Annotated in this window: 27 protein-coding genes; 18 read left to right on the top strand and 9 right to left on the bottom strand. The window is 70.8% G+C overall.

The features are described 5' to 3' along the window. Position 1: 1 nt before the first annotated feature. The gene (tkt, locus tag KUM40_RS35160) at positions 2-2089 is read right to left on the bottom strand and encodes a transketolase (protein WP_217170366.1); all 2088 of its coding nucleotides are present in this window, start codon (positions 2087-2089) and stop codon (positions 2-4) included. A gap of 375 nt (positions 2090-2464) precedes the next feature. On the opposite strand from tkt, the gene KUM40_RS35155 reads away from it, so the two are divergent. The 4 genes from KUM40_RS35155 to KUM40_RS35140 all read left to right on the top strand — a co-directional run bounded on the left by KUM40_RS35155 (position 2465) and on the right by KUM40_RS35140 (position 5941). Then, positions 2465-3418: a heme o synthase gene (locus tag KUM40_RS35155; protein WP_217170506.1), complete on the top strand. Its 954-nt coding sequence runs from the start codon at positions 2465-2467 to the stop codon at positions 3416-3418. Positions 3419-3562: 144 nt separating this feature from the next. After that, the gene (locus KUM40_RS35150; protein ID WP_254396150.1) at positions 3563-3934 is read left to right on the top strand and encodes a hypothetical protein; all 372 of its coding nucleotides are present in this window, start codon (positions 3563-3565) and stop codon (positions 3932-3934) included. Positions 3935-4030: 96 nt separating this feature from the next. Next, entirely contained in the window at positions 4031-5137 is a 1107-nt protein-coding gene (locus KUM40_RS35145; RefSeq protein WP_217170365.1) for an amidohydrolase family protein, read from the top strand. A gap of 60 nt (positions 5138-5197) precedes the next feature. Continuing rightward, positions 5198-5941 (top strand): nucleotidyltransferase, encoded by a 744-nt coding sequence (locus KUM40_RS35140; protein ID WP_217170364.1) that lies wholly within the window; start codon positions 5198-5200, stop codon positions 5939-5941. On the opposite strand, the gene KUM40_RS35135 is transcribed toward KUM40_RS35140, so the two are convergent. The 4 genes from KUM40_RS35135 to KUM40_RS35120 form a co-directional block, all read right to left on the bottom strand. Then, positions 5896-6918 carry a heme A synthase gene (locus tag KUM40_RS35135; protein ID WP_217170363.1) on the bottom strand — a complete coding sequence of 341 codons (1023 nt, stop codon included), beginning with the start codon at positions 6916-6918 and terminating at the stop codon, positions 5896-5898. The genes KUM40_RS35140 and KUM40_RS35135 overlap by 46 nt on opposite strands. 55 nt (positions 6919-6973) lie before the next feature. Then, positions 6974-7780: an ABC transporter permease gene (locus tag KUM40_RS35130; protein ID WP_217170362.1), complete on the bottom strand. Its 807-nt coding sequence runs from the start codon at positions 7778-7780 to the stop codon at positions 6974-6976. Next, the gene (locus KUM40_RS35125; RefSeq protein WP_217170361.1) at positions 7777-8700 is read right to left on the bottom strand and encodes an ABC transporter ATP-binding protein; all 924 of its coding nucleotides are present in this window, start codon (positions 8698-8700) and stop codon (positions 7777-7779) included. The genes KUM40_RS35130 and KUM40_RS35125 overlap by 4 nt, the downstream gene beginning before the upstream one ends. A gap of 79 nt (positions 8701-8779) precedes the next feature. After that, complete coding sequence (locus tag KUM40_RS35120; RefSeq protein ID WP_217170360.1) at positions 8780-9568, bottom strand: aminoglycoside N(3)-acetyltransferase; 789 nt, start codon at positions 9566-9568, stop codon at positions 8780-8782. A gap of 215 nt (positions 9569-9783) precedes the next feature. On the opposite strand from KUM40_RS35120, the gene KUM40_RS35115 reads away from it, so the two are divergent. The 11 genes from KUM40_RS35115 to dapD all read left to right on the top strand — a co-directional run bounded on the left by KUM40_RS35115 (position 9784) and on the right by dapD (position 18458). Further along, a complete protein-coding gene (locus KUM40_RS35115; RefSeq protein WP_217170359.1) occupies positions 9784-10545 on the top strand; it encodes a metalloregulator ArsR/SmtB family transcription factor in 762 nt (253 codons plus the stop codon). Then, entirely contained in the window at positions 10542-11963 is a 1422-nt protein-coding gene (gene sufB / locus KUM40_RS35110; protein WP_217170358.1) for a Fe-S cluster assembly protein SufB, read from the top strand. Before KUM40_RS35115 ends, sufB begins: the two co-directional genes overlap by 4 nt. A gap of 60 nt (positions 11964-12023) precedes the next feature. Then, on the top strand, positions 12024-13208 hold the full coding sequence (sufD, locus tag KUM40_RS35105) for a Fe-S cluster assembly protein SufD (RefSeq protein ID WP_217170357.1): 1185 nt from the start codon (positions 12024-12026) through the stop codon (positions 13206-13208). Next, positions 13205-13522 (top strand): non-heme iron oxygenase ferredoxin subunit, encoded by a 318-nt coding sequence (locus KUM40_RS35100; RefSeq protein ID WP_053128856.1) that lies wholly within the window; start codon positions 13205-13207, stop codon positions 13520-13522. Before sufD ends, KUM40_RS35100 begins: the two co-directional genes overlap by 4 nt. A 7-nt stretch (positions 13523-13529) precedes the next feature. After that, a complete protein-coding gene (sufC, locus tag KUM40_RS35095; protein WP_217170356.1) occupies positions 13530-14294 on the top strand; it encodes a Fe-S cluster assembly ATPase SufC in 765 nt (254 codons plus the stop codon). Continuing rightward, a complete protein-coding gene (locus tag KUM40_RS35090; protein WP_217170355.1) occupies positions 14291-15562 on the top strand; it encodes a cysteine desulfurase in 1272 nt (423 codons plus the stop codon). Before sufC ends, KUM40_RS35090 begins: the two co-directional genes overlap by 4 nt. Positions 15563-15579: 17 nt before the next feature. After that, on the top strand, positions 15580-16050 hold the full coding sequence (sufU, locus tag KUM40_RS35085) for a Fe-S cluster assembly sulfur transfer protein SufU (protein ID WP_217170354.1): 471 nt from the start codon (positions 15580-15582) through the stop codon (positions 16048-16050). Further along, entirely contained in the window at positions 16047-16379 is a 333-nt protein-coding gene (locus KUM40_RS35080) for a metal-sulfur cluster assembly factor (protein WP_007448279.1), read from the top strand. Before sufU ends, KUM40_RS35080 begins: the two co-directional genes overlap by 4 nt. Before the next feature lie 136 nt (positions 16380-16515). Beyond that, entirely contained in the window at positions 16516-16836 is a 321-nt protein-coding gene (locus tag KUM40_RS35075; protein ID WP_217170353.1) for a multidrug efflux SMR transporter, read from the top strand. Then, positions 16836-17447, top strand: a complete 612-nt coding sequence (locus KUM40_RS35070; RefSeq protein ID WP_217170352.1) for a TetR/AcrR family transcriptional regulator — start codon at positions 16836-16838, stop codon at positions 17445-17447. Before KUM40_RS35075 ends, KUM40_RS35070 begins: the two co-directional genes overlap by 1 nt. Positions 17448-17456: 9 nt before the next feature. Beyond that, positions 17457-18458, top strand: a complete 1002-nt coding sequence (dapD, locus tag KUM40_RS35065) for a 2,3,4,5-tetrahydropyridine-2,6-dicarboxylate N-succinyltransferase (RefSeq protein ID WP_217170351.1) — start codon at positions 17457-17459, stop codon at positions 18456-18458. Between the two features lie 54 nt (positions 18459-18512). Here dapD and KUM40_RS35060 read toward each other — a convergent pair whose 3' ends face one another. Further along, a complete protein-coding gene (locus KUM40_RS35060; RefSeq protein WP_217170504.1) occupies positions 18513-19181 on the bottom strand; it encodes a DNA alkylation repair protein in 669 nt (222 codons plus the stop codon). Positions 19182-19296: 115 nt separating this feature from the next. Then, positions 19297-19485, bottom strand: coding sequence for a hypothetical protein (locus KUM40_RS35055; protein WP_217170350.1), 189 nt, complete (start codon positions 19483-19485; stop codon positions 19297-19299). A gap of 163 nt (positions 19486-19648) precedes the next feature. Between KUM40_RS35055 and KUM40_RS35050 the strand changes: the two genes are divergently transcribed. Next, complete coding sequence (locus KUM40_RS35050; protein ID WP_217170349.1) at positions 19649-19888, top strand: hypothetical protein; 240 nt, start codon at positions 19649-19651, stop codon at positions 19886-19888. Here KUM40_RS35050 and dapA read toward each other — a convergent pair. Continuing rightward, complete coding sequence (gene dapA, locus KUM40_RS35045) at positions 19873-20799, bottom strand: 4-hydroxy-tetrahydrodipicolinate synthase (RefSeq protein ID WP_217170348.1); 927 nt, start codon at positions 20797-20799, stop codon at positions 19873-19875. The genes KUM40_RS35050 and dapA overlap by 16 nt on opposite strands. A gap of 167 nt (positions 20800-20966) precedes the next feature. Here dapA and KUM40_RS35040 point away from each other — a divergent pair, with 167 nt between their 5' ends. Next, positions 20967-21386, top strand: coding sequence for a phage holin family protein (locus KUM40_RS35040; RefSeq protein WP_217170347.1), 420 nt, complete (start codon positions 20967-20969; stop codon positions 21384-21386). Then, a complete protein-coding gene (locus KUM40_RS35035) occupies positions 21383-21844 on the top strand; it encodes a DUF3618 domain-containing protein (RefSeq protein WP_217170346.1) in 462 nt (153 codons plus the stop codon). The genes KUM40_RS35040 and KUM40_RS35035 overlap by 4 nt, the downstream gene beginning before the upstream one ends. A gap of 115 nt (positions 21845-21959) precedes the next feature. Here KUM40_RS35035 and KUM40_RS35030 read toward each other — a convergent pair whose 3' ends face one another. Further along, positions 21960-23822, bottom strand: coding sequence for an endonuclease/exonuclease/phosphatase family protein (locus tag KUM40_RS35030; protein WP_217170345.1), 1863 nt, complete (start codon positions 23820-23822; stop codon positions 21960-21962). Positions 23823-24004 lie beyond the last annotated feature (182 nt).

The raw sequence follows: 24004 nt of genomic DNA, 5'->3' as shown, positions 1-24004 counted from the left end.
GTCAGCGCCGGGCCGCGGCGAGGGATTCCCGCGCGGCGGCGGCCACGTTCTCGGCGGTGAAGCCGAACTCGCGGAAGAGCACCTTGGCGTCCGCCGAAGCACCGAAGTGCTCCAGGGAGACGATGCGGCCGGCGTCGCCCACGTACTTGTGCCAGGTCAGGCCGATCCCGGCCTCCACCGCGACCCGGGCCCTCACGGACGGGGGCAGGACGCTGTCCCGGTACCCCTGGTCCTGCTGCTCGAACCACTCGACGGACGGCATGGACACCACACGGGTCGGCACACCGTCGGCCTGGAGCTGCTCGCGCGCCCCGACGGCGACGTGCACCTCGGAGCCGGTGGCGATGAGGACGACCTCGGCGTCGCCGCCGTCGGCCTCGAACAGCACGTAGCCGCCCTTGGCCGCGTCCTCGTTGGGCTCGTACGTCGGCACGCCCTGACGGGTCAGCGCCAGACCGTGCGGCTGACCCTTGCCGAACTCCTTCGTCCAGCGGCGCAGGATCTCGCGCCAGGCGATGGCGGTCTCGTTGGCGTCGGCCGGGCGGACCACGTTCAGACCCGGGATCGCGCGCAGCGAGGCGAGGTGCTCGACCGGCTGGTGGGTCGGGCCGTCCTCGCCCAGACCGATGGAGTCGTGCGTCCACACGTACGTCACCGGCAGGTGCATCAGCGCCGACAGCCGCACCGCGTTGCGCATGTAGTCCGAGAAGACCAGGAACGTTCCGCCGTAGATGCGGGTGTTGCCGTGCAGCGCGATGCCGTTCATCTCCGCGGCCATCGCGTGCTCGCGGATGCCGAAGTGGATGGTGCGGCCGTACGGGTCCGCCTCGGGCAGCGGGTTGTCCGCCGGGAGGAAGGACGACGTCTTGTCGATCGTCGTGTTGTTCGAGCCGGCCAGGTCGGCCGAGCCGCCCCACAGCTCGGGGACGACCGCGCCGAGCGCCTGGAGCACCTTGCCGGACGCGGCGCGGGTGGCGAGGCCCTTGTCCGCCTCGAAGACCGGGATCTTCTCCTCCCAGCCCTTGGGCAGCTCACCCCTGGCGACCCGCTCGTACTCGGCGGCGCGGTCCGGGTTGTTGTCCCGCCACTGCTGGAAGGACTTCTCCCACACCGCGCGGGCCGCCTGGCCGCGCTCCAGGGCGCCGCGCGTGTGCTCGATGACCTCGTCGGAGACGTCGAAGGACTTCTCCGGGTCGAAGCCCAGGACCCGCTTGGTGGCCGCGACCTCCTCGTCGCCGAGCGCCGAGCCGTGCGCCGCCTCGGTGTTCTGCGCGTGCGGGGCGGGCCAGGCGATGATCGAGCGCATCGCGATGAACGACGGCCGGTCGGTGACCTGCTTCGCCGCCTCGATCGCGTCGTAGAGCGCGTTCGGGTCGAGGTCGCCGTCCGGCTTCGGGGCGACCCGCTGCACGTGCCAGCCGTACGCCTCGTAGCGCTTGCAGGTGTCCTCGGAGACGGCGGTCTCCGTGTCACCCTCGATGGAGATGTGGTTGTCGTCCCACAGCAGGACCAGGTTGCCGAGCTTCTGGTGGCCCGCGAGCGAGGACGCCTCGGAGGAGATGCCCTCCTGGAGGCAGCCGTCACCGGCGACGCAGTAGACGAAGTGGTCGAAGGGGGAGGTGCCCTCGGCGGCCTCCGGGTCGAACAGGCCGCGCTCGTAGCGGGCGGCCATGGCCATGCCCACCGCGTTGGCGACACCCTGACCCAGCGGGCCCGTCGTCGTCTCCACGCCCGTGGTGTGCCCGTACTCCGGGTGCCCGGGGGTCTTGGAACCCCAGGTGCGGAACGACTCCAGATCCGCCAGCTCCAGGCCGAAACCGGCCAGGTAGAGCTGGGTGTAGAGGGTCAGGGACGAGTGGCCGGCGGACAGCACGAAACGGTCGCGTCCGACCCAGTTCGCGTCGGCGGGGTCGTGCCGCATCACCTTCTGGAAGAGGGTGTAGGCGGCGGGCGCCAGGCTCATCGCCGTACCCGGATGGCCGTTGCCAACCTTCTGTACGGCATCGGCGGCCAGGACGCGGGCGGTGTCCACGGCCCGCTGGTCCAGTTCGGTCCACTCGAGGTCTGTGGTGGTCGGCTTGGTGCTCACCCTGAGTCAGGGCTCCTCTCCACATGTCGGATGCCGGTGCACGTGGGCGCCCACCGGCTGCCGGCGCGTCCGTGAGTCGGCCGGCCGTTGTTGAGCCTACCCCCGTAAGTACGTGCGTTTTTCCGCTGGAAACAAGACTGCCGGGACTCTTCTCGATCCGCCTGTCGACTGGGCGAAACCGCATTCGGCAAGTGAATACGGAGCCGCTCATCTGACTGCTCAATCGACTCTCCGAACGCACGTCGGAGCGCCCCCTTCAACACGACCCCACCCCCGCGAAGGCCGAGGTATGGGCAACGTCTAAAGTGGCGTGGTACGCGCGAGCCTTTACCGCCACTTCACACGGTCGGGCTTGCTGGGATGTCTCTGTCAGGGGTGTGCGTGACGGCCGTTGAATCCCGTCCTGCGGGGGTTATCGGGACGAACCAGAGCCCGAGTCACCGGCCGTTCGGGGCCCGTGTCAAGGCGTTCGTGGCGTTGACCAAGCCGCGGATCATCGAGCTTCTTCTGATCACCACCGTTCCGGTGATGTTCCTCGCCGAGCAGGGCGTTCCGAATCTGAAGCTGGTGCTGCTGACCTGCCTCGGCGGGTACCTGTCGGCAGGCGGCGCCAACGCGCTCAACATGTACATCGACCGCGACATCGACGCGCTGATGGACCGGACCTCGCAGCGCCCGCTGGTGACCGGCATGGTCAGTCCGGTCGAATGCCTGGTCTTCGGCATCGCCCTGGCCGTCGTCTCGACCCTGCTGTTCGGCCTCACCGTCAACTGGCTGTCGGCCTGGCTCTCGCTCGGCGCGCTCCTCTTCTACGTCGTCGTCTACACGATGATCCTCAAGCGGCGCACCTCGCAGAACATCGTCTGGGGCGGCATCGCCGGCTGTCTGCCGGTGCTCATCGGCTGGTCGGCCGTGACCAACTCGATGTCCTGGGCGCCGATCATCCTCTTCGCGGTGATGTTCTTCTGGACGCCGCCGCACTACTGGCCGCTGTCCATGAAGGTCAAGGACGACTACGCGCGCGTGGGCGTGCCGATGCTGCCGGTCATCGCCTCCAACAAGGTCGTGGCCCGGCAGATCGTGATCTATAGCTGGGCGATGGTCGCGGTGTCGCTGCTGCTGACGCCGCTCGGCTACACCGGCTGGTTCTACACGGCGGTCGCCCTGCTGGCCGGCGGCATGTGGCTGTGGGAGGCGCACGGGCTGCAGAACCGCGCCAAGGCCGAGGTCTCGGGCGGCAAGCTCAAGGAGATGCGGCTGTTCCACTGGTCCATCACCTACGTGTCGGTGCTGTTCCTGGCGATCGCGGTGGACCCCTTCCTGCGCTGAGCGCCTCTTGCGGGCGTCTCTTGCAGCGCCGCTTGCGCGGTACCTCCGCGGTACCTCTGTAGACGTCCGACGGGCGGGGTGCGTGGTCAAGGCCACGCACCCCGCCCGTCGCCGTTCGATCTACCCGTCGGTAGCATCCTGTTCATGGCAGACACGCAGCAGGTGGACACCGAGCAGGGCGACAGCAAGGCCGCCGGATGGGCGCACCGGTGGGCCGAGCACCGGGTGACCCGGATGGCCGGACGGATCGACACCTTCGCCAAGGCCCACGGCGGCGCCGAGGCCCAGGTGGCCTACCTCGGCGAGCGCGGCGCCCGCATCGTGCTCGTCGGCGAGGACGGCGCCTGGGGCGACCTGGTCGCGCGCTCCTACGAGGCGGCCCGAAAGGCCGTCGAGAAGTCCGGGATCACCGTCCACGAGGACTTCGACGGCGAGTTCGCGGCCAAGGTGGCGACGGGCCGCTACGAGTGGTCGCGCATGGCGGGCATCCAGGTCGGAGGCCCGAGCAACACCTGAGACCGGGTTCACCCGTTAGGACCGTAGGAAGCGTCGAGGCTCGAGTCGCACGGCGCGCGAGCCGCGAGGCGCACGGTCCCAGCACGGGGAGCCCGGATGATCGAAACGCCGTCCCTGGTGGATCAGTACTGCCACGGCGTCCTGAGAACAGAGCTGGGCCTCGGCACCTTCGAGGCCCAGTTGGCCCGCACCGAGGGGCCGCCGGCCCCCGGCACCACCCTCTTCGACACCCAGACCGGTTTCGCGGTACGCCGCTGGTGCCCGCCCCTGCTCGGCCTGGAACCGCACTGCCCGCCCGCCCGCTACCTGGCCCGGCGCCGCGAACTGGGCGTCATGGAGGCCGACCGCCGGCTGCTGCGCGGCAGCGGCATCACGACGTACCTGGTCGACGCGGGGCTGCCCGGTGACCTCACCGGCCCCGCCGAGATGGCCTCGGCCGCGAACGCGGACACCCGCGAGATCGTGCGCCTGGAACTCCTCGCCGAGCAGGTCGCCGACACCTCGGGCACCGTCGAATCCTTCCTCGCCAACCTCGCCGAGGCCGTGCACGGGGCCGCCGCGAACGCGGTCGCCTTCACCTCCGTCGCGGGCGTACGACACGGCCTGGCGCTCGCGCCGGAACCCCCCGGCGCCGGTGAGGTGCGCGGTGCCGCCGCCCGCTGGCTGACCGGACGCGAGGTCGGCGGCGAGCTGAGCGACCCGGTGCTGCTGCGCCACCTGCTGTGGATCGCCGTCGCCTCGGGCCTGCCGCTGCAACTGCACGCGGGCCTGGGCGAGCCCGGCCTGCGCATCGACCGCACCGACCCGGTCCTGCTCACCGACTTCGTACGGGCCACCGCCGGCCTCGGCACCGACCTGATCCTCCTGCACGGCTACCCGTACCACCGCCACGCCGCCCACCTGGCCGGTGTCTTCCCGCACGTCTACGCCGACTCGGGCGCCGCCCTGGTGCGTACCGGCGCCCGGGCCGCGACGGTCCTCGCGGAGATCCTGGAACTGGCCCCCTTCGGCAAGATCCTCTTCTCCAGTGGCGCCCAGGGCCTGCCCGAGCTGCACGTCGTCGCCGCCCGCCTGTTCCGCGAGGCCCTCGGCCGGGTGCTGGGCACCTGGGTGGCCGAGGGGGCGTGGTCGCTGGGGGACGCGCAACGGGTGGCGGGGATGATCGCCTCGGGCAACGCCGGGCGGGTGTACGGGCTGGAGTGACGGGCGTACGCACCGGAGTGACGGGTGTACGGGCTGGACCGAATCGTCGACACTGGGCGGATGCCGACCGACGCCCTGCTCGACCGCTTCCTCACCGGCCTGCTGCCCCTCGGCCCCGTCGCCGTCTGGGCCCACGGCTCACTGGGCGGGGGCGACTACCAGGAGGGCCGCAGCGACCTCGACCTGATCGCGATCCTGCCCCGGCCGGCCACGGCCCGCACCGCCTGGCAACTGGGACTGCTCCACGCCGGTCTGCGCGCCGACCCCCTGGCCGGACTGCTGCACTGCACCTACCTGTCGCCCGCCACCTCGGCCGACCCCGACCAGCGGCACCTGACCTGGGCCCACCGGCAGCTCTTCAAGCGGACGGTCACCCCGGTCACCCGGCGCGAACTCCACAGCTTCGGACGCGTCCTGTACGGCGAGTCGCCCAAGGAACTGCTGCCCCCGGTGGCGGACGGCGAACTGGCGGAGTTCGTCGTCCGCGACCAGCGGGACTTCTGGCGGCCGACCGTGCGCAGGGCCGAGTTGTGGCGGCAGGACGTCTGGGTCGACCTGGGTCTGCTCACCTTCGCCCGCGCCACCGCCACGCTGCGGGAGGGCCGCCTGATCACCAAGAGGCAGGCCCTGGACGAACTGCCCGCCCTGGGGGCGCCCGGTGAGGTCGTCGAGGACATCAGCGAACGGCGGTACGGCGATCCGGCGCGGCCCGCGGCCACCCAGGAGTGGACCGGCCGCCGCGCCGAGCTGACCCGGAGCTACCTGGGACCGGCCATCGACACGCTGGTGGGCGCGTACTCCTGAGCCGGCAGCCCGGCCGCCGTCTCCTCCGGCCGCTCGCGCAGCGACAGCAGCACCCGCAGTACCGCGATCCACACCAGGCACGAGCCGAACATGTGCAGGCCGACCAGGACCTCGGGAAGGTCGGTGAAGTACTGGATGTAGCCCAGTGCCCCCTGGGAGAGCAGCACCAGGAACAGGTCGCGGGTGCGGGCCAGCGGCCCCTTGGGCGCGTCGACCGCCTTCAGCACGAACCACAGGGCGAACGTCAGCGTCACCACGACCCACGCCAGAACGGCGTGCGCCTTGCTCACCGTCTCCCAGTCGATCGGCATCCGCGCGACGTCGCTGGAGTCACCCGCGTGGGGCCCGGCGCCGGTCACCACGGTGCCGACCGCGATCAGCAGGACCGAGACGGCGGTCAGGACCCACGTCAACTGCTGGACCGCCTTGCCGACCAGGGGGCGCGGTGCCGTGTCGCCCTCCCGGGTGCGCTGCCACATCACGGTCGCCACGGCGATCAGGGCCGTGGACAGCAGGAAGTGGGCCGCGACCGTGTACGGGTTGAGGCCGACCAGGACCACGATGCCGCCGAGGACGGCGTTGCCCATGACGATCCAGAACTGCAGCCAGCCCAGCCGCGTCACGCTGCGCCGGTACGGCTTCTGCGACCGGGCGGCGATGATCGCCCAGCCGACCGCCGCGCACAGCACGTACGTCAGCATGCGGTTGCCGAACTCGATGACGCCGTGGAAGCCCATCTCGCTGGTGGTGGTGAGCGAGTCGTCGGTGCACTTGGGCCAGGTCGGGCAGCCGAGGCCGGAGCCGGTGAGGCGTACCGCACCGCCGGTGACGACGATGACCACCGCCATGGCGAGCGCGATGAAGGCCGCCCGCCGGACCGTGCGGGGGTGCGGGGTCCAGCGTGCGGCGATGAAGGCGAGCGGGTTGCGCACGGCTGCTGCGGCGTCGGCGCGGGTCACGTTTGGCACGCCGTCCATCGTAGGCGCCCGCTTGTGCACGCTTTCACGAGGGTCGGCCTCCGGGGATGCGTCCCTACTCCCAGCGGAAGAACTTCCCCGCGGCCGCGAGCCCCACGACCGCCCACACGGCGAGGATGCCCAGGTCGCCCCAGGGTATCGAGGCCCCGTGCTGGAGGACGTCCCGCAACCCGTCCGACAGGGCGGAGATCGGCAGCAGCCCCAGCACGCTCTGAGCGGCGTCCGGGAACTTGTCCAGCGGCACGATGACCCCGCCGCCCACGAGGAGCAGCAGGAAGACCAGGTTGGCGGCGGCCAGCGTGGCCTCCGCCTTCAGCGTGCCCGCCATGAGCAGCCCGAGCCCGGAGAAGGCGGCGGTGCCGAGGACCAGGAGCAGCAGCACGGCGGCCGGGTTGCCGTGCGGCGACCAGCCCAGCGCGAAGGCGATCACCGTCAGCAGGACGATCTGGAGCACCTCGGTGACCAGGACCGACGCCGTCTTCGCGGTCATCAGGGCCCAGCGGGGCAGCGGTGAGGCGGCCAGCCGCTTCAGCACCCCGTACCGGCGCTCGAAGCCGGTGGCGATGGCCTGCCCGGTGAACGCCGTCGACAGCACGGCGAGCGCGAGAATGCCGGGGGCGAGGAAGTCGACGGCCTCGCCGGCTCCGGTGTCGATGATGTCCACGGAGCTGAACAGGACGAGCAGCAGCGTCGGGATGATCACCGTCAGCAGCAGTTGCTCGCCGTTGCGCAGCAGCATCTTCGTCTCGAGGACGGCCTGCGCCGCGATCATGCGCCCCAGCGGAGCGGCGCCGGGCTTCGGGGCGTAGGTGCCGGGGCCGGTGCCGCCGGTGCTCCCGGCGGTGTCCGTGGTCGTCGTCATGAACGCAGCTCCCTGCCCGTCAGCTCCAAAAACACGTCCTCCAGGGTGTGCCGTTCCACCGAGATGCGGTCCGGCATCACTCCGTGCTGGGCGCACCAGGAGGCCACCGTCGCGAGCAGTTGCGGGTCGACCTCGCCGTTCACCCGGTAGGAGCCCGGCGTCAGCTCGGCTGCCGCGGAGTCCGCGGGGAGCGCCTTGAGCAGGGACGCGACGTCCAGTCCGGGGCGGCCGGAGAACCGCAGGGTGTTCTCGGCGCCGCCGCGGCACAGCTCCTCCGGGGAGCCCTGTGCGACGACCCGGCCGGTGTCGACGATGGCGACGTCGTCGGCCAGTTGCTCGGCCTCGTCCATGTGGTGCGTGGTGAGGATCACCGAGACGCCGTCGCCGCGCAGGTCCCGTACGAGGTCCCAGGTGGCGCGGCGGGCCTGCGGGTCCAGGCCCGCGGTCGGCTCGTCCAGGAACACCAGCTCAGGGCGGCCGACCACGGCCATCGCGAGGGCCAGCCGCTGCTGCTGCCCGCCAGAGAGCCTGCGGTACGTCGTGCGGCCGCAGGAGCCGAGCCCGAGCCGCTCGATCAGCGCGCCGACGTCCAGCGGATGGGCGTGCAGCTTCGCGACGTGGCGCAGCATCTCGTCCGCGCGCGCACCGGAGTAGACGCCGCCGGACTGGAGCATCACGCCGATCCGCGGGCGCAGCTCGGAGCCCTGTCTCACCGGGTCCAGGCCCAGGACGCGCACGGTCCCGGAGTCCGGCCTCCGGTATCCCTCGCAGGTCTCGACCGTGGTCGTCTTGCCCGCCCCGTTGGGACCGAGCACGGCGGTGACACCCGTACGGGCCACCAGGTCGAGGCCGTCCACCGCGGTCTTCGTGCCGTACCGCTTCACCAGGGCCTGGACCTGGACGACGGGCTCGCTTCGCATGGGTCACGAGTCTAGGTAGGTGGACGGGCCATCGGGCGCGGGGGTGTGGAAAACTCCTCACCGCACCTGCGTGCGGGCCTCAGTCGCGCGGGCGGTGCGTGGTCAGCCACCGTTCGGCGTAGGCGACCGCGTCCGGCAGTGGGAACAGGCGTACGTCGGCCGCGCCGAGCCTCGCGCGTACGACGGGACGGTCGCGCTCGAAGTCGTGGCCCAGTTCGTCGAACCGCTCCGACGTGATCGACACCTCGGTCACCCGCTCCCAGCCCACCGGCCCCGGGCGCCCCACCTCCACCAGGGGGGAGGGGATCCGGTACTCGGCGAGGTGGAAGCCGGTGCACGCCTCGTAGCCCGCGCCGAGCAGCAGCACCCGGGCGTCCAGCCGTTCCAGCGTGGCCAGCGGACTGCGCTCGCCGAGCCGGCAGTCGGTCGCGTGCCCCGCGACCACCTCGGCGGCACGTGCGCCGAGGGCCGCGAAGGAGGTCTGCGGATGCGCGCTGCGCCGGGCGCCCGGCCAGGTGCGCACCGTCTCGGGGAGTACGCCGACCCCGCGCGAGGGGGTGATCAACGGGTCGTAGGCGGGCATCGCGGCCCGCACGGTGTCCCACCACTCCTCGGGCACCGGCGGGCTCTGCCACAGCGCCGGGTCCGAGAGGTCGCCGGTCTGGGTAGGGACCACCAGGGTGCCGTCCGGACCGAGTACGTCGAGCAGTGCCTGGACGACGGCGACGGGCCCTCCGCAGACCCAGCCGAGGGAGCTGAGGGAGGAGTGCGCGAGGAGGGTGTCGCCGGTGCGCACCCCCAGCTCGCGCAGCCCGGCGGCGATCGTGCCCCGGGTGACGAGTGGGCCGGTGGGAGGGGGTGTGGGCATGCGGGGGAGTGTTCCGGAAGCGGCTCGGGGACGCCACCCGATTGCCGCCGTGCCCTCCCTTCGCCCTCCCCTCGCCCTCTCCTCACCCTTCCCGCAGTGATCGATCAAAGATCGTTTCCGCAGGTCACGTTAGGTATACCTAAGTGACGTAGGGCACCGTCCGATGATCCGGACCCGGCTTGCCCGCCCCGGATGAATTACGCAACAATGGCGTTGTGAAAAACGTTGGCGAGGCTCCGCAGGAGGAACTCGCGACCGGTGAGCGGTCCACCCGCAACCGTGTCGCGCGCTCCATCCTGGACCACGGGCCGTCGACCGTCGCCGAGCTCGCCGGACGCCTGGGCCTGACCCAGGCCGCCGTCCGGCGCCACCTCGACGCCCTGGTCGCCGACGACGTGGTCGAGGCCCGCGAGCAGCGGGTCTACGGCGCGCGCACGCGCGGACGGCCCGCCAAGGTCTTCGCGCTCACCGACTGCGGCCGGGACGCCTTCGACCAGTCGTACGACAAGCTGGCCGCCGACGCCCTGCGCTGGATCGCCGAGCGGGAGGGCGGGGAGCAGGCGATCGCCGCCTTCGCCCGCGCCAGGATCGCCGCCCAGTCGGGCGCGTACCGCAAGGCCGTCGAGTCCGTCCCCGCCGAAAAGCGCGCGGAAGCCCTGGCCAAGGCCCTGAGCAAGGACGGGTACGCTGCCACCGCACGGAGCGCACCCCACCCCCAGCAGGGCGAGCAACTGTGCCAGCACCACTGCCCGGTCGCCCACGTCGCGGAGCAGTTTCCGCAGTTGTGCGAGGCGGAGACGGAATTTTTCGCCGAGCTGCTCGGTACACATGTACAGCGGCTCGCGACCATCGCGCACGGCGACGGGGTCTGCACCACGTTCATTCCGAAGACTTCGCACGCGCCGCCGCCCGCGGCGCAGCCACCCACGAACACCGCTCACGCATCTGCAAGCACGGCCGGGAGGAACCCCGCATGACTCTCCCCACGGAGACTGCTCACCCTGAGCTCGAGGGCCTGGGCACGTACGAATACGGCTGGGCCGACTCCGACACGGCCGGCGCCTCTGCCAAGCGCGGCATCAACGAGGACGTCGTCCGGGACATCTCCGAGAAGAAGTCCGAGCCGGAGTGGATGACCAAGCTCCGCCTCAAGGGCCTGCGCCTGTTCGAGAAGAAGCCCATGCCGAACTGGGGCTCGGACCTGTCGGGGATCGACTTCGACAACATCAAGTACTTCGTGCGCTCCACGGAGAAGCAGGCGGAGTCCTGGGAGGACCTGCCCGAGGACATCAAGAACACGTACGACAAGCTCGGCATCCCCGAGGCGGAGAAGCAGCGCCTCGTCGCCGGTGTCGCGGCCCAGTACGAGTCCGAGGTCGTCTACCACCAGATCCGCGAGGACCTGGAGGAGCAGGGCGTCATCTTCCTGGACACCGACACGGCCCTGAAGGAGCACCCGGAGCTCTTCAAGGAGTACTTCGGCACCGTCATCCCCGTCGGCGACAACAAGTTCGCGTCGCTGAACAGCGCCGTGTGGTCCGGCGGCTCCTTCATCTACGTGCCGAAGGGCGTGCACGTCGAGATCCCGCTCCAGGCCTACTTCCGTATCAACACGGAGAACATGGGCCAGTTCGAGCGGACCCTGATCATCGTCGACGAGGGTGCCTACGTGCACTACGTCGAGGGCTGCACCGCGCCGATCTACAAGTCGGACTCGCTGCACTCCGCCGTGGTCGAGATCATCGTCAAGAAGAACGCCCGCTGCCGCTACACGACCATCCAGAACTGGTCGAACAACGTCTACAACCTGGTCACCAAGCGCGCCGTGGCGTACGAGGGCGCGACCATGGAGTGGATCGACGGCAACATCGGCTCCAAGGTGACGATGAAGTACCCGGCCGTCTACCTGATGGGCGAGCACGCCAAGGGCGAGACCCTGTCCATCGCCTTCGCGGGCGAGGGCCAGCACCAGGACGCCGGCTCCAAGATGGTCCACATGGCGCCGAACACGTCGTCCAACATCGTCTCGAAGTCCGTGGCGCGCGGCGGCGGCCGCACCTCCTACCGCGGTCTCGTCGAGATCGGCGAGGGTGCCCACGGCTCCAAGTCGAACGTGCTGTGCGACGCGCTGCTCGTCGACACCGTCTCCCGCTCCGACACGTACCCCTACGTGGACGTCCGCGAGGACGACGTGTCCATGGGCCACGAGGCGACCGTCTCCAAGGTCTCCGAGGACCAGCTCTTCTACCTGATGAGCCGCGGTCTGACCGAGTTCGAGGCGATGGCGATGATCGTGCGCGGCTTCGTCGAGCCGATCGCGAAGGAGCTGCCCATGGAGTACGCCCTCGAACTCAACCGGCTGATCGAGCTGCAGATGGAAGGCGCGGTCGGCTGAGACCCGCCCCCCGAAGCAGTCGCCAGATTTCTGACGCAGGAAGAGAGCAGACCGACAGCCATGGCTGAGGCTCAGAACATCCCCGTGGGGTCCACCACCGCGGGCCAGATCGCGGTGGCCGCCGAGTCGACCGTCGCCACGCGCATGAGCGCACCCGCGTCCTTCGACGTGGCGGACTTCCCCGTCCCCCACGGCCGCGAGGAGGAGTGGCGGTTCACGCCGCTTGAGCGGCTGCGCGGGCTGCACGACGGCACCGCGGTCGCCACCGGCGACGGCGTGAAGGTCGACATCGACGCGCCCGAGGGCGTCGTCGTCGAGACCGTCGGCCGCGACGACGCGCGCATCGGCAGGGCGGGCGCCCCGGTGGACCGGGTCGCCGCCCAGGCCTACTCGGCGTTCGAGAAGGCAGGCGTGATCACCGTCCCCAAGGAGACGGTCCTCACCGAGCCGATCCGGATCGCCGTGCACGGCCAGGGCGGCACCGCCTACGCCCACCAGGTCGTCGAGCTGGGCGCCTTCGCCGAGGCCGTGGTCGTCATCGACCACACCGGTGACGCGGTGCTCGCCGCCAACGTGGACTACGTCCTGGGTGACGGCGCCAAGCTGACCGTCGTCTCCGTCCAGGACTGGGACGACAAGGCCGTGCACGTCGGCCAGCACAACGCGCTGATCGGCCGCGACGCCGGCTTCAAGTCCTTCGTGGTCACCTTCGGCGGCGACCTGGTCCGGCTGCACCCGCGCGTGGCCTACGCAGGACCCGGCGGCGAGGCCGAGCTGTTCGGTCTGTACTTCACCGACGCCGGCCAGCACCAGGAGCACCGCCTCCTGGTCGACCACAACGTCCCGCACTGCAAGTCCAACGCCGTCTACAAGGGCGCGCTCCAGGGCGAGGACGCGCACGCCGTCTGGATCGGCGACGTGCTCATCGAGGCCAAGGCCGAGGGCACCGACACCTACGAGATGAACCGCAACCTCGTCCTCACCGACGGCGCCCGGGTCGACTCGGTGCCGAACCTGGAGATCGAGACCGGCGAGATCGTCGGCGCCGGCCACGCCTCCGCCACCGGCCGCTTCGACGACGAGCAGCTCTTCTACCTGATGGCGCGCGGCATCCCCGAGATCGACGCCCGCCGCCTGGTGGTCCGCGGCTTCTTCGCCGAGCTGGTCCAGCAGATCGGCGTCGCGGACATCGAGGAGCGCCTCCTCACCAAGATCGAAGAGGAGCTGGAGGCGTCGGTCGCATGACCTTCGTACGCGTCTGTGGAGCGGACGAGCTGGAGGAGGACACCCCCAAGCGGGTGGAACTCGACGGCACGCCCATCTCCGTCGTGCGGACCGAGGGCGAGGTCTTCGCGATCAACGACATCTGTTCGCACGCGAACGTCTCCCTCGCCGAGGGCGAGGTCGACGACTGCCACATCGAGTGCTGGCTGCACGGCTCGCGCTTCGACCTCCGTTCCGGCAAGCCCGACAGTCTTCCGGCGACGCGCCCCGTCCCCGTTTACCCCGTAAAGATCGAAGGGGACGACGTGCTCGTCTCCCTCACCCAGGAGTCCTGAGGCACCCATGGCAACGCTTGAAATCCGAGACCTGCACGTCACCGTCGAGGCCGACAACGCCACGAAGGAGATCCTCAAGGGCGTCGACCTCACCGTGAAGCAGGGCGAGACGCACGCCATCATGGGCCCCAACGGCTCCGGCAAGTCCACCCTCGCCTACTCGCTCGCGGGTCACCCCAAGTACACGATCACCAGCGGCACCGTCACCCTCGACGGCGAGGACGTCCTGGAGATGTCCGTCGACGAGCGCGCCCGCGCCGGCCTGTTCCTCGCCATGCAGTACCCGGTCGAGGTGCCCGGCGTCTCGGTCTCCAACTTCCTGCGCACCTCCGCCACCGCCGTCCGCGGCGAGGCCCCCAAGCTGCGCACCTGGGTGAAGGAGGTCAAGGAGGCCATGCAGAACCTCAACATGGACCCCGCCTTCGCCGAGCGCAACGTCAACGAGGGCTTCTCCGGCGGTGAGAAGAAGCGCCACGAGATCCTCCAGCTCGAGCTGCTCAAGCCGAAGATCGCGGTTCTCGACGAGACCGACTCCGGCCTCGACGTCGACGCCCTGCGCGTCGTCTCCGAGGGAGTCAACCGAGTCCGCGAGTCCGGTGCGGTCGGCACGCTGCTGATCACGCACTACACGCGCATCCTGCGCTACATCAAGCCCGACCACGTCCACGTCTTCGCGAACGGCCGCATCGCCGAGTCGGGCGGCCCCGAGCTGGCCGACAAGCTGGAGGCCGAGGGCTACGAGGCATACACGAAGGGTGGCGCATCCGAGTGACAGAGCTGCCGGGCCTCCTCGACGAGTCCAGGCTTCTGGGCGAGGCGATCCGCAAGGACTTCCCCATCCTGGACCGCCAGGTCCACGACGGGCACAAGCTCGTGTACCTGGACAACGCGGCGACCAGCCAGAAGCCGCGACAGGTGCTGGACGCGCTCAGCGACTACTACGAGCGCTACAACGCCAACGTCCACCGAGGCGTGCACGTCCTCGCCGAGGAGGCCACGGCGCTGTACGAGGGCGCACGTGACAAGGTCGCGGAGTTCATCAACGCGCCCTCGCGCGACGAGGTGATCTTCACCAAGAACGCCTCGGAGTCCCTCAACCTCGTCGCGAACATGCTGGGCTGGGCCGACGACCCCTACCGCGTGGACCACGAGACCGAGATCGTCATCACGGAGATGGAGCACCACTCCAACATCGTGCCGTGGCAGTTGCTGGCGCAGCGCACCGGCGCGAAGCTCCGCTGGTTCGGCCTCACCGACGACGGCCGCCTGGACCTGTCCAACATCGACGAGGTCATCACCGAGAAGACGAAGATCGTCTCCTTCGTGCTGGTCTCCAACATCCTGGGCACCCAGAACCCGGTCGAGGCGATCGTGCGCCGCGCCCAGGAGGTCGGCGCCCTCGTCTGCATCGACGCCTCCCAGGCCGCGCCGCACATGCCGCTGGACGTACAGGCCCTCCAGGCCGACTTCGTGGCCTTCACCGGCCACAAGATGTGCGGCCCGACCGGCATCGGCGTCCTGTGGGGCCGCCAGGAGCTCCTTGAGGACCTCCCGCCGTTCCTCGGCGGCGGCGAGATGATCGAGACCGTCTCGATGCACTCCTCCACCTACGCCCCGGCCCCGCACAAGTTCGAGGCGGGCACACCCCCGGTCGCGCAGGCGGTCGGTCTCGGCGCGGCGATCGACTATCTGAACTCGATCGGCATGGACAAGATCCTCGCCCACGAGCACGCGCTGACCGAGTACGCGGTCAAGCGTCTGCTGGAGGTCCCCGACCTGCGCATCATCGGCCCGACGACGGCCGAGGAGCGCGGCGCGGCGATCTCCTTCACGCTGGGAGACATCCACCCGCACGACGTGGGTCAGGTACTGGACGAGCAGGGCATCGCGGTCCGGGTCGGGCACCACTGCGCCCGCCCCGTCTGCCTGCGCTACGGAATTCCTGCGACCACGCGAGCGTCGTTCTATCTGTACTCCACGCCGACCGAGATCGACGCGCTGGTCGACGGCCTGGAGCACGTACGGAACTTCTTCGGCTGACGGGACGAGCGAAGAGCATGAAGCTGGACTCCATGTACCAGGAAGTCATCCTGGACCACTACAAGAACCCGCACGGGCGGGGCTTGCGGGATGGCGACGCCGAGGTCCACCACGTCAACCCGACATGCGGCGACGAGATCACGCTCCGCGTGAAGTACGACGGTACGACGATCAGTGACGTCAGCTATGAGGGCCAGGGCTGCTCGATCAGCCAGGCGAGCGCCTCCGTGCTGAACGAGCTGCTGGTCGGCAAGGACCTGGCCCAGGCGCGGCGGATCCAGGAGACCTTCCTGGAGCTGATGCAGTCCAAGGGCAGGATCGAGCCCGACGACGCGATGGAGGAGGTCCTGGAGGACGCGGTCGCGTTCGCCGGGGTCTCGAAGTACCCGGCCCGGGTCAAGTGCGCCCTGCTGAGCTGGATGGCCTGGAAGGACGCGACGGCCCAGGCACTGGACGGCGCCGACGCCGAGAAGGAGACGACGGCATGAGTGAGACCGTGGAAATGAAACCGGCCTCCGAGGAGGAGGTCCGCGAGGCCCTGCTGGACGTCGTGGACCCCGAGCTGGGCATCGACGTCGTCAACCTGGGCCTGATCTATGGCGTCCACATCGACGACGCGAACATCGCCACCATCGACATGACCCTGACGTCGGCGGCCTGTCCGCTGACGGACGTGATCGAGGACCAGGCCAAGTCCGCCACGGACGGCCTCGTCAACGAGCTGCGCATCAACTGGGTCTGGATGCCGCCGTGGGGCCCCGACAAGATCACGGACGACGGCCGCGAGCAGTTGCGCGCGCTCGGTTTCAACGTCTGAGACACACCGTCTGAGACACACCGGCACCGTTCCGGAGAACGGCGGCACCCCTCGGGTGCCGCCGTTTTCCGTGTGGCTGTTTCCCGTGTCGCTGTTTCCCTGTCCCCGCGTACTCTCGTTATGTACGCTCGTACGCATGGGATATCTGCTCCTGGCCGGAGCCATCGCCGCCGAGGTCGCCGGGACCACCGCCATGAAGTACAGCGAGGGCTTCAGCAAGCTGGTCCCCTCGCTGCTGACGACGCTCGGGTACGTACTCTCCTTCGCACTCCTCGCCCAGACCCTGAAGATCCTCTCCGTGGGCACCGCGTACGCCATCTGGGCCGGCGTGGGCACGGCCGCCATCGCCACGATCGGCGTGGCCTTCATGGGTGAGGGGATGACGGCGACCAAGGCCGCCGGCATCGCGCTGATCATCATCGGCGTCGTCGTCCTCAACCTGGACGGTGCGCACTGATGTCCCGCCGCCACGACCCCGAGCGACGGCAGCGGATCATCGACGCGGCGATCCGGGTCGTGGGGGAGAAGGGCATCGCCGGCCTCAGCCACCGCACCGTCGCCGCCGAGGCGGACGTCCCCCTCGGCTCCACGACGTACCACTTCGCGACCCTGGACGAACTCCTGGTCGCCGCCCTGCGCCAGGCCAACGAGGGCTTCGCCAAGGTGGTCGCCGCGCACCCGGCCCTGTCCGCCCCCGACGCCGCCCTCGCCCCCGACGCCGACCTGCCCGGCGAACTCGCGCGCGTCCTCGGCGAGTGGCTGGGCGGCGACCGCACCGGCGTCGAGCTGGAGTACGAGCTGTACCTGGCCGCCCTGCGCCGCCCCGCCCTGCGTCCGGTCGCCGCCGAGTGGGCCGAGGGCGTCGGCGCCCTCCTGGCCCGGCGCACGGACCCGGTGACGGCCCGCGCCCTCGTCGCCGTACTGGACGGCATCTGCCTCCAGGTCCTGCTGACGGACACGCCCTACGACGAGATGTACGCACGGGAGGTCCTGGCGCGGGTCGTCCCCGAGCCCGGCACCCGAGACGGCCGCGGTCCCGGCTCGCTTCCACCGGCGGCAGCCGGTTAGGTTGCCCTCATGACCGACACGACTGCTCCCCGTACGACCGGCGCCGTGGCCGCCGGGCTTGCCACCGTCGCCGCCGACGGCACCGTCCTCGACACCTGGTTCCCGGCGCCCGAACTGACCGCCGCGACTGCCGAGGACCCCGGCCCCGCCGGCACCGAGCGGCTCACCGCCGAGCAGGCCGCCGACCTCCTGGGCGGCGGCGCGACCGCGGCGATCGGTCCGGACGCCCGCCGGGGCGTCGAGGTGGTCGCGGTCCGCACGGTCATCTCCTCGCTGGACGACAAGCCGCTCGACACGCACGACGTCTATTTGCGCCTGCACCTGCTCTCCCACCGCCTGGTCAAGCCGCACGGCCTGAGCCTGGACGGCCAGTTCGCCCACCTCGCCAGCGTCGCCTGGACCTCGCTGGGCCCGGTCGCCGTCGACGACGTCGAGAAGGTCCGCCTCAACGCCCGCGCCGAGGGCCTGCACCTTCAGGTGACCTCGATCGACAAGTTCCCCCGCATGACGGACTACGTCGCCCCCAAGGGCGTCCGCATCGCCGACGCCGACCGGGTCCGGCTCGGCGCGCACCTCTCCGAGGGCACCACGGTCATGCACGAGGGCTTCGTCAACTTCAACGCCGGCACGCTCGGCACCTCGATGGTCGAGGGCCGCGTCTCCGCCGGCGTCGTCGTCGGCGACGGCTCCGACATCGGCGGCGGCGCGTCCACCATGGGCACCCTCTCCGGCGGCGGCAACGTCCGCATCACCATCGGCGAGCGCTGCCTGGTCGGCGCCGAGGCGGGCGTCGGCATCGCGCTGGGCGACGAGTGCGTCGTCGAGGCCGGCCTCTACGTCACCGCCGGCACCCGCGTCACCATGCCCGACGGCCAGGTCGTCAAGGCCCGCGACCTCTCCGGCGCCTCCAACATCCTCTTCCGCCGCAACTCGGTCACGGGCACGGTCGAGGCCCGCCCGAACAACGCGGTGTGGGGCGGCCTGAACGAGATCCTGCACAGCCACAACTGAGCCGACGTTACGCTCGGCGCCGAGCGCCCTTTCCGCCGGCCGCGGGGAGGGCGCTCACGCGTTGCCGGGGGCGGCCTTCTCCTGTTGCCGGCGCACGATCTCCGTGATCCAGACGGGGGCGTACGGGGAGGTGCAGCCCGGGGAAGTCGGGTAGTCCTCCAGGACTCCGAGGTGCTCGCCGACGGCGATCGCACGGGCGCGGTGCTCGGGGTGTTCGATGCCGATCCGGGCCAGGCAGTGGTTCATCTCCCACTGCAGGCGGTCCGGGGCGTCCTTCATCTCCGCCTCGATGGTGGCGAGCAGGCCCGGGAGGTCGAGACCCGCCGGCCTCCTCGCCACGCGTTCGGCGGTGAGCGCCCAGCCGGCACTCGCGACCACCGGGTCCGGGTCGGCGGACCAGGCCACGCGCACCTCCTCGGCGTACGGGTTCTTCTTCACCACGTAGTTGACGAGCCAGTCGTGCACCTTGGGAGTGCGCGCCTCGCGCAGCATGGTGTCCAGCTCGTCGCGCGTGAAGGCCTTCGGGCGGCAGACGAGGAGCGCCAGCAGCCGTGCGGCGGTGTCGCCCGTCGCCCAGAGCGGGCGCGCGAGTTCCGGCTGCGGCTGTGTCCTCAGCCGCTTCGCGAGCGCGCGCAGCCTGGTGAGGTTCACACCGTGGTCGTCACCGTGCTTCTCGTTCACCGCCCGGACCCGCGAGTCCTCGAGCCCGGCCAGCTCGGCCATCACGTCGGCCACCGTCGGCTCAGGCGGCTCGGTCGGCGTCTTCTCCGGCACCTCGGTCGCCTCCTGTCGCCCTGTCGCCGTCTGTCGGTCACCTGCGGGGCTCAGCCTACGGCGGTCAGCGTTTCAGGGCCCGGTACCGCTTCAGCAGGGCGGTGACGCGGGCCTGGTCGGCCGCGCCGTTCAGCTCGGTCAGGAGATCGTCGGGGCACAGTTCGTAGAGGTCGCCCCACCAGCGGTGGCCGCGGTTGTCCCAGATCCGGTATCCGCCCGGGACGCCCCGGGCCACGTAGCGTCTTCTGCTCATCGGGGTGACCGTAGGGCGCGCAGGGCGCCCGGCGCCAACGCGTTGGGCGGTGCCCGCCGCGCCCGTACGGATGACTCACCGTGACCTTCCGGTGGTCCTGGCGGATGAACGGGTGGACGCAGGGTCCGATCAGACGCCGATCCGACGAAACGAGGGGCCTGGTATGACGAATGAGCGGGCGGGGAACGTGGCGCGTTGGCTGGCCGGGGCAGGCGCCGCCGTGCTGGTGTGCTGGGGTCCGGCAGGGGCTGCGGGGACCGCGCAGGCCGACGAGACGACGACCGGTTCGCACAACGGTCCCCGGGTGGGACTCCTCAACGTCCACGTGGGGCAGATCGACGACCCGGCGGAGGACGTACTGGAACACACCCTGCTCTTCGGCGACGGCTACGCCTGGAACTGATCCACGCCGGCGACCAGTTCCTCGTACGCCTTCAGCAGACCGGCCGTGGTCTCCTGGTCCGCGGGCCGCAGCGGTGCGCGGACCGGGCCCGCGGGCAGGCCCAGCGCGCCGAGGAGGGCCTTCGTGGTGACCGTGCCGGGCAGTCCGGCAGCCATCACCGCCTCGATCAGCCCGATGGCCCGGCGCTGGAGCCCGGCGGCCCGTCCGGTGTCGCCCGCGTCGAAGGCGTCGAGGACGGCCCGGAACAGGTCCGGTGCGGCGTTGGCGACGGTACTGACGTATCCGGCCGCCCCGATCGCGTACAGGGCGAGGATCTGCTCGTCGCAGCCCGCGTAGTACGCCAGGCCGGTGCGGGAGAGCACCTTCTGGGTGCCGAGGAGGTCGTAGGAGCAGTCCTTGACGGCGACGATCCGGGGGTGCTCCGCGAGGCGGACGAGCGTGTCGGGTTCGATGCGGGTGCCGGTGCGGGCGGGGATGTCGTAGAGGGCGAGGGGCAGGCCACTGGCGTCGGCGACCTCCAGGAAGTGCGCCTCCAGGGCGTCCTGCGGGGGCCTGCTGTAGTACGGCGCGACCACCAGCAGTCCGTCCGCGCCGGCCTTCTCGGCGGCCAGGGCCAGTTCCACGGTGTGCCGGGTGTCCGCCGTGCCCACCCCGGCGACCAGTGCCGCCCGGTCCCCGACTGCCTCGCGCACCGCCGTCACCAGCGCGGCCTTCTCGGCGTCCGAGGTGGTCGGCGACTCGCCCGTGGTGCCGGACAGCACGAGGCCGTCGCAGCCCCGCGAGACCAGCCGGTCGGCGAGCCGCTGCGCACCGTCGAGATCGAGCGCGCCGGACTCGGTGAAGGGCGTGACCATGGCGCACAGGGCGCGGCCGAAGGGCGGCGGACAGGGGCGGTCGTGGACTGTCGTCATGCGAGTAGTGTCGGCCCACAAATCATGTAGCTCCACTTAAATTCGCTACGACGTACCTGTAAGGAACGCTGCGCGATCGTGTGAGGAAGACAGGTCAAGAGGGCAGGGGTAGTGCCAGTCGGCCACGGGTACTCGGGTTGCTCCGAACCGAGAGGAGGCGGAACACCGTGACCGGAACCATGCACACCAGGCCGGTGCACGACGAGCAGCACTCCGTGGGCGAACTCGTCGGTCAGGCCACCGAACAGCTCTCCCGGCTCGTGCGCCAGGAAGTGGCCCTCGCCAAGATGGAGCTGGCCCAGAAGGGCAAACGCGCCGGGCGGGGCGGCGGAATGCTCGGTGCCGCGGGCGCCATCGCGTATGTGGGCCTGTTCGCCCTGGCCGGCACGGCCACCGCCGCGCTCTCGCTGGTACTGCCCGTCTGGGCCGCGGCGCTCATCGTCACGGTGGCTCTCTTCGTGATCGCCGGCGTACTGGCCATGACCGGTCGCGCCCAGCTCCGACGAGCCGTACCCCCCAAGCCCGAGGAGACGCTCGGCAGCGTCCGGGCGGACGTCGACCAGATCAGGGAAAGGGCGCATCGATGACCGACGCGACGAGCGGGGACGGTACGAGGACCGGCTCCACCGCACAGCCGACCGGCGGAGCCAAGGGCCCCGACGAGCTGCGAACGCAGATCGAACAGACCCGCGGCGAGCTCGGCGACACCGTGGAGGAGCTGGCGGGCAAGGCGGACGTGAAGGGCCGCGCCAAGGCCCGCGCCGCCGACCTGCGGGACAAGGCCGGTGCCATGACCGTCCAGCTCCGCAGTACCGCCACCCAGGCGGGCCACACCGCGCAGGACAAGGCGGGCAGGGCAGGTCACACGGTGCAGGACAAGGCAGGCCGGGCCCGGCACACCGCCGAGGGACGCGTGCCGGGGCGGGCCCGCGGCGCGGTGCGCGCCGGGTTCGGGCATCCGCGCGTGATGCTCGTCGCCGGGGCGGCGGCCGGCGCGGTGGTCGCCGTCGGCCTGCTGAGCCGCCGGCACCACGGACACTGCTGAACCGGCCTCGCGCGAGCGAACGGGCACCGGCCGGGGCGAAAGCGGGTATGACGGTACGAGGGTAACGAGAGTACGAGGAGGGGCCCCGGCCCCTCCTCGCGTCGTGCGCGTCGGACTACGGACGGAACCGCAGCACCTGCGGGTCGTGGTCGCTGATCTGGTCGTGGAACTCGGCGTTGACGTGGACGCTGTCGTAGGACAGGTGCCCGCCGTGCCGGACCGACGGGCTGACCAGGATCTGGTCCAGGACCTGGCTGTTGCCCTGGTAGACGTACGAGTAACGCTCACCGCGCGGCAGCGACTTGACCGCCGACCACAGGGCGCCGTCGTCCTCCAGGATGCGCGTGGTCGTCGAGAACTCGAAGTCGTTGATGTCGCCGAGAGCGATCACGTCCGCGTGCTTCTGGGCGGACAGGATCTCCTTGACGAAGGTGTTCACCGCCTTCGCCTGGAGGTGGCGCTGGGTCTCCGAACCGCGCGCGGGCGGCTGGTACCGCGCCGTCAGACCCTGGTCGCCGCCCTTGGAGTTGAAGTGGTTGGCGATGACGAAGACCGTACGGCCGCGGAAGACGAACTCGCCGGCCAGCGGCTTGCGGCTGTCCTCCCAGGCCGGGTTCGCCGGATCGACGCGCCCAGGGGAGAGGGTCAGCGCCGCCTTGCCGCGCACCTTGCGCACCCCCGTAGCGGTGGTCGCGTCGCCGCCCTCGCGGTCGGTGAAGGAGACCCGCTCCGGGTTGAACAGGAACGCCTGGCGGATGTTGCCGCCGGGCTGGCCGCCGTCCGCCTTGTCGACCGGGTCGATGCCCCGCCACGCGTAGCGCGGGCCGCCGGCCGCGACGACGGCGTCGATCAGCTTGCCGACCGTCGCGTCGGCGGCCACCGTGCCGTCGTCCGTGGCGCCACTGTTGTCCTGGATCTCCTCCAGCGACACGATGTCGGGGGACTTGAGGCGGTGCACGATCGTGTCGGCGTGCGCGGCGAAGGTGTCGTCGGACGGGTCGAGGTTCTCGACGTTGTACGTCGCCACCGCCAGCTCGCGGGCGCTGTGCCGCCGCGTCGACTCACGCTCCAGGCCGCCGCTCTCCAGCGTGCCGATCTCGCTCGCGACCAGCGTGTAGCCGCCGTACTGGTTGTAGTCCAGCGGACCGGCGGTGGTGCCGGCGAGGGTGTCGCCCACGGTGGCGTCGGGGAAGTCGGCCGGTTTGCCCAGCGACTGGATCTGGAGCCGGCCGGTGTTCTGCGCGTCGTAGGAGCCGTACACCGTGCCGCCGCGGCGGTTGGCGTGCTCCCAGGGCTTCACCGTCACCCACAGCTCGGTGTACGGGTCCGAGGCGCCGACCACACGGGCGTCGGCCACCCGGACGTTCATGCCCTCCAGGGACTCGTAGTGGTCCAGGGCGTACTTCCCCGGCCGCAGCGTCAGGCCGTTGACCGAGCCGTTCGCGGCCTCGTCGCCCTCGGGGGCGTACGCGCGCGGCACCGAGCGGGCGGAGACGGTCGTCGCGGCCGGCAGGGCGTTGCCGCCGGAGACGACGGTGACCGTCGGGCGGGTGATCTCGGTCAGCGACTGGTTCCCCGAGGACGTACCGCCCGGGACGTACTCCGAGACCGTGCCGGAGACGGTGACCGCGTCACCGGCGGCGACCTCCGGGGCGGAGCCGGTGAAGACGAAGACGCCCTCGCTGGTGGCCGGGTCGGCGTCCGGCCGCGGGTCCTGGATCCAGAAGCCCTTGGAGGAGCCGTAGCCCCGGACGCCGGTGACGATTCCGGCCACGTCCGCGACCTGCTTGCCGGCGTACGGCGACAGGCGGGTGCTGCCCTGGATGTCGTGGACGCGCACGGAAGCGGCGTCGGCGGAGGCGGCCTGCGCGGGTGCGGAACCGGCCTGCGCGGGTGAGGTGAGGACGACGGTGGACGCCGCCGAGCAGACGGCGGCGACGGTGAGCGCGGCGAGGCGCGCGGAGGACGTGCTGGCCAACGGGATCCCTCCGGGGACGTGACGTGGCGCCGGGACGAGGGTGGGGCGGGGCGTGGGGCCACCGGGCACACCTGGAACCGCGTGAACACTTGTCCACCCGGCTTCCCCGGGCCCCCGGATTCCCCCGCTTTCTACGCGCGTCAATCTCCTGCTTGGCCACGCCGGTTGTCAAGGTTTCGGCC

The sequence above is a fragment of the Streptomyces sp. AC512_CC834 genome (assembly GCF_019049325.1).
GTDB lineage: Bacteria > Actinomycetota > Actinomycetes > Streptomycetales > Streptomycetaceae > Streptomyces.
Note: the sequence above shows the minus strand (reverse complement) of the source record. Positions and strands in the feature narration are given on the sequence as shown.

Bases quoted from the DNA above. Each gene is read 5' to 3' on its own strand.
- KUM40_RS35150 (WP_254396150.1), top strand. From the start codon at position 3,563: ATGGCAGACACGCAGCAGGTGGACACCGAGCAGGGCGACAGCAAGGCC.
- KUM40_RS35145 (WP_217170365.1), top strand. From the start codon at position 4,031: ATGATCGAAACGCCGTCCCTGGTGGATCAGTACTGCCACGGCGTCCTG.
- KUM40_RS35140 (WP_217170364.1), top strand. From the start codon at position 5,198: ATGCCGACCGACGCCCTGCTCGACCGCTTCCTCACCGGCCTGCTGCCC.
- KUM40_RS35135 (WP_217170363.1), bottom strand. From the start codon at position 6,918: ATGGACGGCGTGCCAAACGTGACCCGCGCCGACGCCGCAGCAGCCGTG.
- KUM40_RS35130 (WP_217170362.1), bottom strand. From the start codon at position 7,780: ATGACGACGACCACGGACACCGCCGGGAGCACCGGCGGCACCGGCCCC.
- KUM40_RS35125 (WP_217170361.1), bottom strand. From the start codon at position 8,700: ATGCGAAGCGAGCCCGTCGTCCAGGTCCAGGCCCTGGTGAAGCGGTAC.
- KUM40_RS35120 (WP_217170360.1), bottom strand. From the start codon at position 9,568: ATGCCCACACCCCCTCCCACCGGCCCACTCGTCACCCGGGGCACGATC.
- sufB (WP_217170358.1), top strand. From the start codon at position 10,542: ATGACTCTCCCCACGGAGACTGCTCACCCTGAGCTCGAGGGCCTGGGC.
- sufD (WP_217170357.1), top strand. From the start codon at position 12,024: ATGGCTGAGGCTCAGAACATCCCCGTGGGGTCCACCACCGCGGGCCAG.
- KUM40_RS35100 (WP_053128856.1), top strand. From the start codon at position 13,205: ATGACCTTCGTACGCGTCTGTGGAGCGGACGAGCTGGAGGAGGACACC.
- sufC (WP_217170356.1), top strand. From the start codon at position 13,530: ATGGCAACGCTTGAAATCCGAGACCTGCACGTCACCGTCGAGGCCGAC.
- sufU (WP_217170354.1), top strand. From the start codon at position 15,580: ATGAAGCTGGACTCCATGTACCAGGAAGTCATCCTGGACCACTACAAG.
- KUM40_RS35080 (WP_007448279.1), top strand. From the start codon at position 16,047: ATGAGTGAGACCGTGGAAATGAAACCGGCCTCCGAGGAGGAGGTCCGC.
- KUM40_RS35075 (WP_217170353.1), top strand. From the start codon at position 16,516: ATGGGATATCTGCTCCTGGCCGGAGCCATCGCCGCCGAGGTCGCCGGG.
- KUM40_RS35070 (WP_217170352.1), top strand. From the start codon at position 16,836: ATGTCCCGCCGCCACGACCCCGAGCGACGGCAGCGGATCATCGACGCG.
- dapD (WP_217170351.1), top strand. From the start codon at position 17,457: ATGACCGACACGACTGCTCCCCGTACGACCGGCGCCGTGGCCGCCGGG.
- KUM40_RS35060 (WP_217170504.1), bottom strand. From the start codon at position 19,181: ATGGCCGAGCTGGCCGGGCTCGAGGACTCGCGGGTCCGGGCGGTGAAC.
- KUM40_RS35055 (WP_217170350.1), bottom strand. From the start codon at position 19,485: ATGAGCAGAAGACGCTACGTGGCCCGGGGCGTCCCGGGCGGATACCGG.
- KUM40_RS35050 (WP_217170349.1), top strand. From the start codon at position 19,649: ATGACGAATGAGCGGGCGGGGAACGTGGCGCGTTGGCTGGCCGGGGCA.
- dapA (WP_217170348.1), bottom strand. From the start codon at position 20,799: ATGACGACAGTCCACGACCGCCCCTGTCCGCCGCCCTTCGGCCGCGCC.
- KUM40_RS35035 (WP_217170346.1), top strand. From the start codon at position 21,383: ATGACCGACGCGACGAGCGGGGACGGTACGAGGACCGGCTCCACCGCA.